Here is an 11,990-nt window from a genome sequence, read left to right as displayed (position 1 = left end):
CGCCTGATCGGCGGTACGAATAATGGGCGGCGCGCTTGACGCGCCGCTCAGCCAGCAACTGGGGGACATCCGGATGTGCGATTTGCCGCGAGTTCAACTCGCATGAGAAAATTCCTGTTCTTCATCGATGAACTCAGCACATGGGTCGGCAAGGCGTTCGCCTGGCTGATCCTCGTCCTTACGCTTGGTGTCAGCTACGAGGTGTTCATGCGCTACGTGTTGCGTGCGCCGACCACCTGGGCATTTGACATCAGCTATATCACCTATGGCGCGATGTTCCTGATGGCCGGCGCCTATACGCTCTCGCGCAACGGCCACGTGCGCGCCGATGTGGTCTACCGGCTGTGGTCGCCGCGTACTCAGGCGACGATGGATCTCGTTCTCTACATTCTGTTCTTCCTGCCGGCGATTGCGGCATTGATGTATTCGGGCTGGAATTATGCCGATATGTCGGTGCGCTTCCGCGAAGTCAGCATCTTCAGTCCGGCCGGCGTGCCGGTGTTTCCGCTGAAGGCGCTGATTCCGATCACAGGCCTGCTTCTGTTTCTGCAAGGGTTCGCTGAAATCATCCGCTGTGTGCTGTGCATCCGCACCGGACAATGGCCGCAACGCCTGCACGACGTCGAGGAAACCGAGAGCCTCATCATCCGCGAGCGTCAACAGCATCAGGCTGCGGTGGAGCCGAGCGAGAAAGGAGCCGGCGCATGACCGACCCTCAACTCGGCATGCTGATGCTGGGGCTTTTCATCTTCATCATCATGCTCGGCTTCCCGATCGCCTTCACGCTGATGGCGATGGGCGTCTCGTTCGGCTTCTATGCCTACTACACGCCCGGTCAGGAGTTCTTCCAGAACCGCATCTTCACGCTGCTGGTGCAGAAGACGTTCGAGGTCACGTCCAGCGACGTGCTGGTCGCAGTGCCGCTGTTCCTCTTCATGGGCTATCTGATCGAACGCGCTAATATTCTCGACCGCCTGTTCCACTCGCTGCAATTGTCGATGAAGAACGTGCCGGGCGCGCTGGCTGTGGCCACGCTCATCACTTGCGCGATGTTCGCGACCGCCACCGGCATCGTCGGCGCCGTTGTCACGCTGATGGGTCTGTTGGCATTGCCGGCGATGCTGCGAGCCGGCTACGACACCAAGCTGTCGGCAGGCGTGGTCTGCGCCGGCGGCTGCCTTGGCATCCTGATTCCGCCGAGCATTCTCCTGATCGTCTATGCGGCGACCGCCGGCGTTTCGGCGGTCAAGCTTTATGCGGCCGCGTTCTTTCCGGGGTTTATACTGGCGGGGCTCTATGTCCTCTACGCGGTGGCGCGGGCGATCATCAATCCCGCGCTGGCGCCGAAGCTGCCGCCCGAGCAGACCAATGTGCCTATCAGCACGGTGATCTGGGCGCTCGCCACATCGTTCCTGCCGTTGGCGCTGCTGATTGTTTCGGTGCTCGGTGCGATCCTGTTTGGTTTGGCGACGCCGTCCGAAGCGGCGGCGGTGGGCGCGCTCATGAGCATCGTTCTGGCAGCGGCCTATCGCTCGCTCAACTACACGATGATGCGGGAATCGGTGTATCTGACCGTGCGCGCGACCGCGATGGTCTGCTACCTCTTCATCGGATCGTGGACGTTCTCCGCGGTGTTTGCCGTCCTCGGCGGACAGTCGGTGGTCGAGCAGTTCTTCACCTCGCTGAACCTGTCGCCGATCCAGTTCCTGCTGCTGACCCAGATCATCATCTTCCTGCTCGGCTGGCCGCTGGAATGGACGGAGATCATCATCATCTTCGTGCCGATTTTCCTGCCGCTGCTTCCCCAGTATGGCATCGATCCAATCTTCTTCGGCATCCTGGTCGCATTGAACACGCAGACAGCGTTCAATACGCCACCCGTCGCGATGGCCGCCTTCTATTTGAAGGGCGTGGCGCCGCCGCAAGTGAAGCTCACCGACATCTTCTCCGGCGCGCTTCCCTTTGTCGGCCTGGTCTTCTTCACCATGGCTCTGGTCTACATCTTCCCGGAAATTGCGTTGTGGTTGCCCAGCTATCTCTATGGATCGCGGTGAGCCGGCCCGATAAAGCGCTGAAAGGATGCGCATGAGTCTCAATGCGCTCGGGCTTGCGGAAGCGGCGGCCGGCATCCGCGACGGCCGGCTCAGCTCAGCGGAGCTTGTCGCCGACTGTTTGAAACGCATCGACGAGGCCGATCGCGACATCGAGGCGTGGGCATTCCTCGATCGCGACTATGCGATGCGGCAGGCTGAAGCCGCTGACGATCGTCGCAAGCAGGGCAAGGCCACAGGCCCGCTGCATGGCGTGCCGCTGGGCATCAAGGATATCTTCGATACCGGCGACATGCCGACGGAGTTCGGATCCAGCCTGTGGGCCGGACGCACGCCGCGCCGCGATGCGGCGGCGGTGGCGCGCCTGCGGGCGGCAGGGGCCGTGATCCTCGGCAAGACGGTGACGACCGAATATGCCTATTTCAATCCCGGCAAGACGCGAAATCCGCACAACCCGGCTCACACGCCGGGCGGGTCGTCGTCGGGCTCCGCCGCGGCCGTTGCGGCGCTGATGGTACCGGCCGCCATCGGCTCGCAGACCAACGGGTCGGTGATCCGCCCCGCCGCCTTCTGCGGGGTGGTTGGCTTCAAGCCGACACATGGACTCATTCCACGGAGCGGTGCGCTACTGCTATCGCGGGCACTCGATCATGTCGGCGTGTTTGCGCGCTCGGTCGATGATGCAGCACTGCTGGCACAGACGCTCGCGGGTTTCGACGAGGAGGATCCGGACACGCGCCCCCTTGCCTCTCCGCCCTTTGTCGAAGTGGCGGCAAGTGAGCCGCCATTGCCGCCGCGGTTCGCCTTCGTGCGCTCGCCCGCGTGGAAGCATGTCGAGCAGGTGACGACGGAGGCGTTTGCCGAACTGGTGGAAGCGCTCGGCGAGCAAGTTTCCGAAGTCGAGATCGGCCCGAGTTTCGACCGCGTCGTCGACATGCACCGCACCGTCATGGAAGTGGAGATGGCGCACAACCTGCATCGCGATTTCGAGCAGGGCGGCGAGTCCCTGAGCCAGGTGCTGCGCGCGCTGATCGAGCGCGGGCGCCAGGTTCCGGCCGTCGACTACACGCGCGCCTTGGCCGGCAGCGCGCCGCTCAACGCGGCGCTCGACGGCCTGTTTGATGAATACGACGCGATTCTGACCCCGTCTGCGCCGGGCCCGGCGCCGCGCGGCCTCGACAGTACCGGCAACCCCGTGTTCTGCTCGACGTGGACTTATCTCGGCACACCGGCGGTGACGCTGCCGCTGCTGCAATCGGAAACCGGCCTGCCCATTGGCGTTCAGTTGGTCGGGCGCCGCGGCAACGATGCGCGGCTCCTGCGAACGGCCAACTGGCTAATCAAAACTCTTGGAAAAGGCGGCCGCGGCAGAGCCGCGCCTGCCAAGAGTGCCAAGACCAGTAACAAGACCAATGCGCGTCGCGCGAAAACAAGGAGCGGCAGATGACGAATTTCATCACCGGACTGATCGGCGTTGCCGGCGTCTGCACGTTTCTCGGCATCATGCTCTGGTGGATCAAGGCAGTGCCGCTGATCATCATCTGCGTGGTGGTGATGGCGCTGCTGATCTACGATTTCTACCAATCGCTCCGCACCAACGGGAACGGCACGGGATAAGCCGCGACTGCGGGTTCTACTGCCCGGCGCTCGTCAGCTTCTGCTGGCAGGCCTTGCTGATCCGTGAGCGGTTCTGCTTCAGGCAGGCCAGAATGATCTGATCGCCAGCCTGCATCTGCGCCCGGCAATACCGCGAGACGTCGCGCGCGCACTCGTCATGCCCCTCTCTTTTTTGTGTCTGTGCCGACGCGCTCGAAGCCATCAGGATCAGGGGAATGACGAAAAGGATCTTGGTCATTTGCTGTGCCCTTACACCGGTAGAACGCAATCAGCGCGTTCTATAGCGGTTTCCCGCGGCGTGGATACCGGTTTGCGTCAAGAAAACGCCTCAGAACGGGAATCGGGCGCTGAAATCCGGGCGGCAACGCAATTGTGAAGTGGGAAAGTGCGCTTGGTGGAACGCCTGCGTCGCATCGCCGCAAGCGTTCCCGGGAGCCGGTAGGCCGACTATTGCGCGGCGAGCTTGCCCTTCTTCGCCGCGAGATCGCGATCCATCACGGTGCGGCAGCCCGCGCTCAGGTCGGCGCGATGCTTGATCATGCAAGCGGTGATCTTTGGAATATTCGGGATTTCCGAGCTGCAGAGCCGGAATGCGTCGCCAGTGCACATCTGCTGCTGCTCAGAGGTGAAGGCGAAGCTCGCGGTCGATGAAGCAGCGGCGAACGAGGCGGTCAAGCCCAGCACTAGACTGACCTTGCGAACGGCATTGAAGAACACTGCGGTCATTGTCGGCTCCTGTTGGCTCGGCAGGCGAGCCCCGTTGTTGATGGCAGGAGCATGCGCCCGGGACCGCGGGACGACTGTGACTGACCTCACTCGCGCATAAAGCCCTCATCTCCATCGCTTAACCGGCGCTTGTTCGCGAGACGTTAAGACATTGTTGGCATTAATGGCCCGTTGCGTGTGTGTACCCCGAGTATTTGGAAAGAGTAGCGATGCGTAATGCGTTGGGCCTGATGCTGGCCAGTGTAGTGACGGCGCTGGTGATCACCGGCGTTTGGTTCTGGACCTCCTCGCCGCGGACCGACGCGGCTGCACCCCAAACCGTTGCCGCCCGTGCGCCCGAGCCGCTGCCGGCGCCCGCCGCAGCCAGGCCCGCGCTGAGGGACGACGTCGAGACCACGGCCTCGCTCTCGAAGCCGGCCCCTGCCCCCGCGCCCATTCCCGCAGCCCTGCCGATGCGATCGGCCTGCGCCAATCCCGACGCACTCGGCGTCAGCCGCACCGTCGTGATCGACACCACCGGCGGCCCCGGTTTCGGCTTCCTGCAATACAAGCAGTTCGACTTCCTGACCGACAAAGAGGTCGTGCTGACCTTCGACGACGGCCCGTGGCCGACTACGCCCACCGTGCTCAAGGCGCTATCGGATGAATGCACCAAGGCCTTGTTCTTCCCGGTCGGCAAGCACACGACTTATCATCCCGAGATTCTCAAGCAGGTCGCCGCTGCCGGTCACACCATCGGCTCGCACACCTGGTCGCATGCCCATCTCGACAGCAAGAAACTGACCGAGGCGCAGGTCAAGGAAGAGATCGAGAAGGGCTTTAGCGCGGTGAAGATGGCGCTGGGGACGGCGCCCGCGCCCTTCTTCCGCTTCCCGGGGCTTGCGCACACGCAGCCGGCCCTCGGCTATCTCGCCTCGCGCAACATCTCGATGTTTTCGGTTGATGTCGATTCCAACGACTTCAAATCGTCGGGTCCCGACCAGGTCATCCAGAACGTCATGACCAAGCTCGACAAGCAGGGCAAGGGCGTCATCCTGATGCACGATCTGCAGAAGAGCACGGCGCAAGCTTTGCCGACATTGCTGCGCCGCCTCAAAGCCGGCGGCTACAAGGTCGTGCAAATGCGCGCCAAGGAGCAGCTCGAAACCCTGCCCGAATATGACGCGATGCTGGTGAAGGACCAGAAAATGCCGGCAGTTGCCAGCCGCCCGATCAGCAGCGTGGTGCAGACGGTTTCGCAGTAAGCCGATGGGCTCAAGCGTCACGCAAAACGCGCCCCTCGGAGTAATCCCGAGGGGCGCGTTTTGCTTTGGCGATGTTTACCAGTAGATCCCGTGGCGATGCAGCTCGCGGACGATGCGCGCTTCAATCCAGTGGTGCCTACGGCGCGGCTTCATGTTTCTCGACATGAACGCCGTTCTCCGGGCAACGGGCCTTCCGCGCTCGGCTCTCGACCGCTCCGCGGCCGGCTGTTGAACCTTTGCTGCCAGCTTGGGCGCTTCAGCCTTCGGAGTCTCAGCTTTGGGCTCGATCGCCGGCCGCTCGACATATTTCGGCGGTTCCGGCGGCGGCGGGACTTCAGCGGTTTTCGGTGCATCGACGGCCTTCGCGGACGCCCGCTCGATGCCACCCAACGACAAGCTCCGATCCCCAGCCTGAACAGCAGTGGATGCCAAAACGAATCCTGCGATCAGAATGAATTTGCGCATAATGAAATCTCCCCGTTTGCTTGAGGGAGACTACGCCGAGCAGGCGGTTTCTTACGTGAGATAGGTCACGCACGCCAGACCAACCGCCCGGATCGCGCGGCCGTGCGGGCGAGCGCTAGTTAGGATCGGGCCTGATCGGAGCGCCGCAGAATCTCTATTCCGTTGAGATCCTTTACGAGAACGTAGGGCTTCAGCAGCACGGAGAGCTCTGGATCGGCAGCGGCCCAACTACCCCAGTCGCTATTCTGGTTGTCGATCACAAGAACGTCGGGCGGTTGTTTCCTGAAATCCTCGATCAGGCCGGCGCGCTCGCGCGCCACGTGGCCCGCGAGGCGGTCCGCCGTCGCCTGATCGATGGTCCCGTCCCGGAGCGCCTGACGAACGACTTCCCGCACCCAAAGCGCCTGCTGACGCGAGACCCATGTTCCCCCAAGCTCGCGCACCGCCGGATGACCGATGTCGTTCGCCGCACTCAGCATCAGCATCTTCGGCCGCGGCCCAATCAAGGTGACCTCCTCCTGGACGACCCGCGCATCGATGCTCACGGCGAACCGGAGGCATCCGTTTGCGAAGATAAGCGCGACGAGCAGCATCGCGCCGGCGCGAAGCCGGCGCGATGTTGCCTGCCCATCGCTGCCGGCCGCGACCGCCCAACCTGCCGCCAGTAATGCGAGCGCGACCATCGGGTAGGCGTGATAGCCCCATCCCTTGGCCTGCACGAAAAACGAGACCGCAAAGCCGAGCGATCCGGCCATCATCACCAGCAACGCTGTGTCCACTTTCTGCCGCCGGCTTAGCAATGTCAGCGTGACCATTATCGCCAGCACCCACAGCATTGTTGCTGTCGTCGGCAGAATGACGAGGAGCGGCAAGTTCGCCAGCAGATAGACGTCGCGCACCAGCGGATAGATGAGCGTAAAATACTCCGGATAGAATGCGACGATGCCGAGCGCGTGGATCACGACCAGGACGCCGGCGATCCAGTTCTCCGGCGCGAACAGCACCCGCCAGTCTCGCGCTTGCGCGGCTGCGGTCAGAATGCAAAAGCCAACCGCGAAGACGAAGTACGGCTTGAAGTTCATGGTTGTCCCGGCGCACAAGCCGGCGATCAGGATCGCTGACGGCGCAACCCGCTCGCCATTGGCGCGCAGGATGTAGACCGCAAGCGCCGGCAGCAGCGCCACCAGCGCCAGGTGTTCGCGCTGGCCGAAATCATACATCGGCAAAACGGTCAGCAGCGCGGTCGCCCATATGGCAGCCGCGCCACCGGTACGCTCGCGCAACGAGGAGAAACGCAAGGCCCGCCATGTCAGCGCCAGCGATGCCGCGATCAATATAAAGATCAGGCTGTTGGTCACGACCTCAGGCCGCATGTGAATCGCGCGTGCAACGACGACGCCGAGCATATAGACCGATCCCCCCATCGGCGGATTGGTCTCGAGGATGTCGACATACAGGCGCTGGCCGTCGAGCATGCGCTCGCTGATGGTCAGCCACCAGCTAACATCGACGTTGAAGGGCAGAACCCCTCGCAGCATGATCGCCACCATGAAGATGGCGACGACGGCATGCAGGGGAGTCGCGGTCCAGAATCCCTGGCGGGCGGCCTTGTCCCCGGGAAGACTCAGGCCGACGTCGAGCGACATGCAAAAATCCTGCGGTCGAGGAGGTTCAGGCAAGCTAGAAGGGGCAAGTTAACAAGAGATTGCAGGCATGCGAGCGCGCCCGCCTTGGTCGCGCAAGCTGATCGGCGGCGCTGAACGAGGAAATGCGAAGCTGGAAAAGCGTGGTGCCGCAAACAGGACTCGAACCTGTGACCCCGTCATTACGAATGACGTGCTCTACCAACTGAGCTATTGCGGCGGACCGAAGCGGCGTCCGGGTGTTAGCCGCGAACGCCCGCACCTGATATCGGGCAGCGCCCCGATTGGCAAGAAAAACGCTGGCCCCCCGAAACGCTAGCTGCCGCCCCAGCGTGACAAAAATCCCCGCCAGCCGCCGGCCTGGGCCTTGGGCGGGGCGAGTTGTTCCGCGAATTCGTCCGCGGGGCCGCCGTCCTCGTCGATGCCCGGGTCGTCCGGGGCTCGAATGAGGGGGATCACGGCGGGAATCGAGGCCGGAACCGCCCTCGGAATATCCTGACGGGACCGGAACAGCGGGGCCGGCTGGCTTGGTGCCGGTTCGGCTGGCCTGGGCGGTGCCGGCTCCGGCGTCGGAAGAATGGTGGCCGCTTCGGGGCGGGGAGCCTCGGCGGGAGGCACTTCGGCGGCAGCCGCGGGTGGAGGCACATTGTCCTGCGCGGCCGGTGCTGCGGGCGGTTCGGGGGTGACCGGGGCGGCGGGCTCGACGGGCTGCTGGTCCACGGCCTCGGGCGGCGCAATCACCACGGCACGGCGCGGCGTCGCCAACATGGCTTCCTCGAACGGGGAGGATTCGATCGTGCTCGCCTTGTCGGACGGCAGGGCCGCGACCGGCGTCTGCCACTGGAAGGCATCGAGCCGTCCGGTGACGGGGGAGACCGGCCGCCAGCGGTCGCTGACATAGCCGTCTGCGGTCCAGGCCGGATCGTGCAGCGCGCGCACCGCGCGCAAGGTCCACGCGCGCGCCCGTCCCGAATCGCCATGCTCGGTGCGCTCGATCTCGGCCATCAACAGCGCGACCCGCTGCGTCGGCTGGGCGATAAAGGGCGCCAGCGCCTCGCGTGCTTTGGTGAACTCAGACGCATCGATCGCAGCGCGTGCAATCGCCAGCGCGCCCTCGATGTGACCAGGCGCTTTCGCCGCCAGCGTCTCGACCCGCACCAGCCGTTGCCGCGCGGAATCCCCCAACTTCACATGGGCATAAGCGTCGGCCAGATCGGGATGCGGCTGCGCCAGCCACGCCGTCTCGACAAGCCGCATCGAGCGCCGCACCTGGTGCGCTTCGCTCTCGAACTTGCTCGCCAGCACCGCGGCGGGCACCAGCGTCGGCGCCAGCTTGACCGCTTCCATCACGCTCTCGCGCGCCAGGTCGCGATCGACCTTTTCCAGTTCGAGCGCGCGGGCGGTGAGCAGCACGCCGCGCTGCCGGCGATAGGTCGCCTTGTCGATCAGCCCGGCCGATTGATTGTTGTCGAGGATCTTCAGCGCGCCGCCCCAGTCGCCCTTGGCGCAGCAGAAGCCGAGCACGGCGTGCGATGCCCATGACGACGACGGCGACAGCTTTAGCGCTTCCTCGGCGAGCATGACGGCAGCGACGGGATCGTCGGCGCGCTGCGCCTCGATGAACAGGCCGCGCAGGCCCAACAGCCGCGTGTCTTCGCGCTCGGCCATGGCGCGGAAGGCGCGCTGCGCGCCCTCGCGATCGCCGTCGAGCTGCGCCGATTGCGCGTGCAGCAGCAAGGCCAGCGGATCATGCGCCGCATGCTTTCGCGCAGTGTCCGCGTGGATGCGTGCAGCCGTGGAATCGCCATGGCCGATCGCGAGCAGGCCTTGCGTGATCGCATGCCGGCCGCGGGCCTGACGCCGTTCGCGCCGGTTTCGGCGAATCCGTTGCGGCGTGCGCCACATGCCGCGCAGGATCGCCCACAACATCATCGCCACGACGATGACGATGCCGAGCGCCAGCACGAACACCGGCAGCGTGGTCTGCACGCGATAGCCGCCCCACGACAGCACGACATCGCCGGTCTGCTCGGCAATCCAGGCCGCGCCCGCTGCACCGAGCGCGATCAACAGCAGAAACAGAATGATCCGGACCATTGAATTCCTTATTGCGCCGGTTTGGCGAGCACGGCCATGGCCTCAGTCGCAAATTGACGGGATGCGGCCAGCGCGGCGTCGCGCGCATTGGCCGACTCAAGCCATGATTGCGCCGCGGCGCGATCGGCCGGCTCCAGCGTCTCCAATTCCCGCCGCGCCTCATTGAAATCGTTGCGCAGCGCAGCCGCCGTGATCCGCGCCACCACGGCGCCGCGGTCCGTGCCGGCGGTATCGGTGCGTTCGATCTTGACCAGTTTGGCAGCGCCCGCCTGCAAACGATCGACGATGCCGGTGCCGGTAGTGGCGGCGCTCTGTTGGGCCGGCAACAGTTTTGGCACCAGCGTCAACAGTTCCGTGCTCAGCTTGCCGGCGTTCGGCACGCCCTTCTCCGCAAATTCATCGAGCGCCTTCAGCGCTTCGGGATTTGGTGCCAGCGCCTTGGCTGCGGCGAGCGCCGTCGGATAGGGATCGCCGATCCGGACCAGCACATCGAGCAGCGCTGCCGATACTACACGGCGCAGCGGCATATCATCGGCAGGTTTGGCGTCGGCCGTCGTGTCGGCAAGCTTGCTGCCTTGTTGCGCGATCTCGGCGCTCTGCGCCCGCATCTGGCTCTCGACCTTGGCGATGCGTTCGGCGAAAGCGGCGAGATCAGGCGACACGGTGCCGTCGCCACGCGGCGCCGACTTCACCTCGTTGATGGCAGATGCCAGCTTCTCTCCTTGCGCGCGCGCCGCGGCGAGTTCCCCGCGCAGCGTCGCGACCGACTTTTCAAGTGCGTCAGTGCGCGCGGCCACGGCGGGATCGGCCACGGGTTTGCCCATCTTGGATTCGAGGCCGGCGATCTGCGCGGTCAAACCATCGATGGCGGCGGCGTTGAGCTGTGCGGTCTGCGCTACGGAGGCCGGCGGAATCGCGGGCCAGCCCAGCATCCAGCCGACGCCGATCACCAGCGCCGCCGCGACCGCGCCGGAAACCGGCGCGACGACCCAGGGTGACACGGGCCGGGACGGCGGCTCCGCAACCCGTGGCTCCTCAACTGGAGCCTCCTCAACCGGCGCTTGGGCGACCTCGGGCGCGGGTTCAGCCTCAGGCTCGGGTGGCGCCTCGCCAGAACTTTTGGTCTCGCTCGATACTTCGGAGGCGTCGAGATCGATGGTCGGCGGCTCACGCTTCGGCCGACCCGATTCGGGCAACGATCCAGTGTCTTCGGGCCTGTTATCGACCATCACGCGGTTCCCTTAAGGTGGTTAGATGCCGGAACTTAGCAGAATCGAGACGTCTTAGAGCATGATCCGGCCGTGGCGGCACCGGTTTTCCGATAAGACCATGCTCAGACTTAAAGATTAGGACCCCGATCGGGCCTGCAACGCCCGGTCCAGCGCCTCGAACAGGGCGTTTTCATCCGGTGAAACCGCCGTCGTGACCTGGGTCGCGCCGGCGTCCCGCAACACCGCGGCGACGCCCGCCGAAATGCAGCACTGCGGCAGCGCCAATGCCGAGATCTCGACGCCGCCGAAGCGCGCCGCCTCCAGAAACGCACGCGCGCTGCGCCGCGAGTAATGGAGCACAGCCTCGACCTCATGCGCCACGAAAGCGTCACATATTTCCCGCGGCAGGCTGGGCATGGGCACCATCCGGTAGGTGGTACGCGTCACCACCGTAAAACCCTTCTCTCCGAGTTCGCCGGCAAGGTCGCGCGCGAGATCGGCGCCAGCAAGGTACAGGATCGGGCTCGCCTTCTTCAGTTGCTTCGATTTCGCGTTCGCCAGCACCAGATCGCGCAACGCGCCGGCGTCGCCCTTGGAGGCGATCACGTCGCCAAACCCCACATCGCGGGCCGCCGCCGCGGTATTTTCTCCGACCGCGAACAAAGGCAGTTTGAGGAGCCGGCTGTCGGCAAGATGGGGCGCGATGGCGCGCAGCGCGTTGGCGCTCGTGACGATGATAGCGCCATAGGTCGCGTCCGCATCGTCCTGGAACAGCACCGGCTCCAACCGCAGCATCGGCGCGCGCAGCACGTCGAACCCCCGCGCGTGGAGGGCCTTCGCCGTCATCTCATCATCCGGACTTGGTCGCGTCACGAGAACGGCCATATTTCAGATCTCCGCCAAACCGGTTTCAGACACGCGCAGGCGATTGCACGT

General features: G+C 64.6%; 12 protein-coding genes and 1 tRNA gene. 5 read left to right on the top strand and 8 right to left on the bottom strand.

Annotated elements, in window-relative coordinates:
* The first annotated feature begins 102 nt into the window (after positions 1-102).
* From YUO_RS0117160 to YUO_RS46250, 4 genes are read left to right on the top strand one after another with little or no spacing between them, the layout of a single operon-like run.
* Complete coding sequence (locus YUO_RS0117160) at positions 103-708, top strand: TRAP transporter small permease subunit (RefSeq protein WP_028348392.1); 606 nt, start codon at positions 103-105, stop codon at positions 706-708.
* Positions 705-2,054, top strand: a complete 1,350-nt coding sequence (locus tag YUO_RS0117155; protein ID WP_028348391.1) for a TRAP transporter large permease — start codon at positions 705-707, stop codon at positions 2,052-2,054. The genes YUO_RS0117160 and YUO_RS0117155 overlap by 4 nt, the downstream gene beginning before the upstream one ends.
* 31 nt (positions 2,055-2,085) lie before the next feature.
* Complete coding sequence (locus YUO_RS0117150; protein ID WP_028348390.1) at positions 2,086-3,498, top strand: amidase; 1,413 nt, start codon at positions 2,086-2,088, stop codon at positions 3,496-3,498.
* Positions 3,495-3,668: a hypothetical protein gene (locus YUO_RS46250; RefSeq protein ID WP_156908659.1), complete on the top strand. Its 174-nt coding sequence runs from the start codon at positions 3,495-3,497 to the stop codon at positions 3,666-3,668. Before YUO_RS0117150 ends, YUO_RS46250 begins: the two co-directional genes overlap by 4 nt.
* Before the next feature lie 16 nt (positions 3,669-3,684).
* Here the strand turns inward: YUO_RS46250 and YUO_RS0117140 are convergent, their stop codons facing one another.
* Together YUO_RS0117140 and YUO_RS0117135 are read right to left on the bottom strand one after the other, a co-directional pair.
* Positions 3,685-3,906 (bottom strand): hypothetical protein, encoded by a 222-nt coding sequence (locus YUO_RS0117140; RefSeq protein WP_028348389.1) that lies wholly within the window; start codon positions 3,904-3,906, stop codon positions 3,685-3,687.
* Positions 3,907-4,115: 209 nt separating this feature from the next.
* The gene (locus YUO_RS0117135) at positions 4,116-4,394 is read right to left on the bottom strand and encodes a hypothetical protein (RefSeq protein WP_028348388.1); all 279 of its coding nucleotides are present in this window, start codon (positions 4,392-4,394) and stop codon (positions 4,116-4,118) included.
* Positions 4,395-4,603: 209 nt separating this feature from the next.
* Here YUO_RS0117135 and YUO_RS0117130 point away from each other — a divergent pair, with 209 nt between their 5' ends.
* Positions 4,604-5,638, top strand: a complete 1,035-nt coding sequence (locus YUO_RS0117130; protein ID WP_028348387.1) for a polysaccharide deacetylase family protein — start codon at positions 4,604-4,606, stop codon at positions 5,636-5,638.
* Positions 5,639-5,713: 75 nt separating this feature from the next.
* Here YUO_RS0117130 and YUO_RS47165 read toward each other — a convergent pair whose 3' ends face one another.
* From YUO_RS47165 to YUO_RS0117100, 6 genes are all read right to left on the bottom strand, one after another.
* The gene (locus tag YUO_RS47165) at positions 5,714-6,103 is read right to left on the bottom strand and encodes a hypothetical protein (protein ID WP_028348386.1); all 390 of its coding nucleotides are present in this window, start codon (positions 6,101-6,103) and stop codon (positions 5,714-5,716) included.
* A 119-nt stretch (positions 6,104-6,222) separates the two neighbouring features.
* Positions 6,223-7,749, bottom strand: a complete 1,527-nt coding sequence (locus YUO_RS40945) for a hypothetical protein (RefSeq protein ID WP_028348385.1) — start codon at positions 7,747-7,749, stop codon at positions 6,223-6,225.
* 141 nt (positions 7,750-7,890) lie between these two features.
* Positions 7,891-7,966, bottom strand: a tRNA-Thr gene (locus tag YUO_RS0117115).
* 95 nt (positions 7,967-8,061) lie between these two features.
* Positions 8,062-9,843 carry a heme biosynthesis protein HemY gene (locus YUO_RS0117110; RefSeq protein ID WP_028348384.1) on the bottom strand — a complete coding sequence of 594 codons (1,782 nt, stop codon included), beginning with the start codon at positions 9,841-9,843 and terminating at the stop codon, positions 8,062-8,064.
* A gap of 8 nt (positions 9,844-9,851) precedes the next feature.
* On the bottom strand, positions 9,852-11,072 hold the full coding sequence (locus YUO_RS0117105) for a hypothetical protein (protein WP_028348383.1): 1,221 nt from the start codon (positions 11,070-11,072) through the stop codon (positions 9,852-9,854).
* A 117-nt stretch (positions 11,073-11,189) separates the two neighbouring features.
* Positions 11,190-11,939: a uroporphyrinogen-III synthase gene (locus YUO_RS0117100; RefSeq protein WP_028348382.1), complete on the bottom strand. Its 750-nt coding sequence runs from the start codon at positions 11,937-11,939 to the stop codon at positions 11,190-11,192.
* Positions 11,940-11,990: the final 51 nt, after the last annotated feature.

The sequence above is a fragment of the Bradyrhizobium murdochi genome (assembly GCF_000472965.1).
Lineage (GTDB): Bacteria > Pseudomonadota > Alphaproteobacteria > Rhizobiales > Xanthobacteraceae > Bradyrhizobium > Bradyrhizobium murdochi.
Note: the sequence above shows the minus strand (reverse complement) of the source record. Positions and strands in the feature narration are given on the sequence as shown.

Coding starts and splice junctions, on each gene's coding strand:
- YUO_RS0117160 (WP_028348392.1), top strand. CDS start 103: ATGAGAAAATTCCTGTTCTTCATCGATGAACTCAGCACATGGGTCGGC.
- YUO_RS0117155 (WP_028348391.1), top strand. CDS start 705: ATGACCGACCCTCAACTCGGCATGCTGATGCTGGGGCTTTTCATCTTC.
- YUO_RS0117150 (WP_028348390.1), top strand. CDS start 2,086: ATGAGTCTCAATGCGCTCGGGCTTGCGGAAGCGGCGGCCGGCATCCGC.
- YUO_RS46250 (WP_156908659.1), top strand. CDS start 3,495: ATGACGAATTTCATCACCGGACTGATCGGCGTTGCCGGCGTCTGCACG.
- YUO_RS0117140 (WP_028348389.1), bottom strand. CDS start 3,906: ATGACCAAGATCCTTTTCGTCATTCCCCTGATCCTGATGGCTTCGAGC.
- YUO_RS0117135 (WP_028348388.1), bottom strand. CDS start 4,394: ATGACCGCAGTGTTCTTCAATGCCGTTCGCAAGGTCAGTCTAGTGCTG.
- YUO_RS0117130 (WP_028348387.1), top strand. CDS start 4,604: ATGCGTAATGCGTTGGGCCTGATGCTGGCCAGTGTAGTGACGGCGCTG.
- YUO_RS47165 (WP_028348386.1), bottom strand. CDS start 6,103: ATGCGCAAATTCATTCTGATCGCAGGATTCGTTTTGGCATCCACTGCT.
- YUO_RS40945 (WP_028348385.1), bottom strand. CDS start 7,749: ATGTCGCTCGACGTCGGCCTGAGTCTTCCCGGGGACAAGGCCGCCCGC.
- YUO_RS0117110 (WP_028348384.1), bottom strand. CDS start 9,843: ATGGTCCGGATCATTCTGTTTCTGCTGTTGATCGCGCTCGGTGCAGCG.
- YUO_RS0117105 (WP_028348383.1), bottom strand. CDS start 11,072: ATGGTCGATAACAGGCCCGAAGACACTGGATCGTTGCCCGAATCGGGT.
- YUO_RS0117100 (WP_028348382.1), bottom strand. CDS start 11,939: ATGGCCGTTCTCGTGACGCGACCAAGTCCGGATGATGAGATGACGGCG.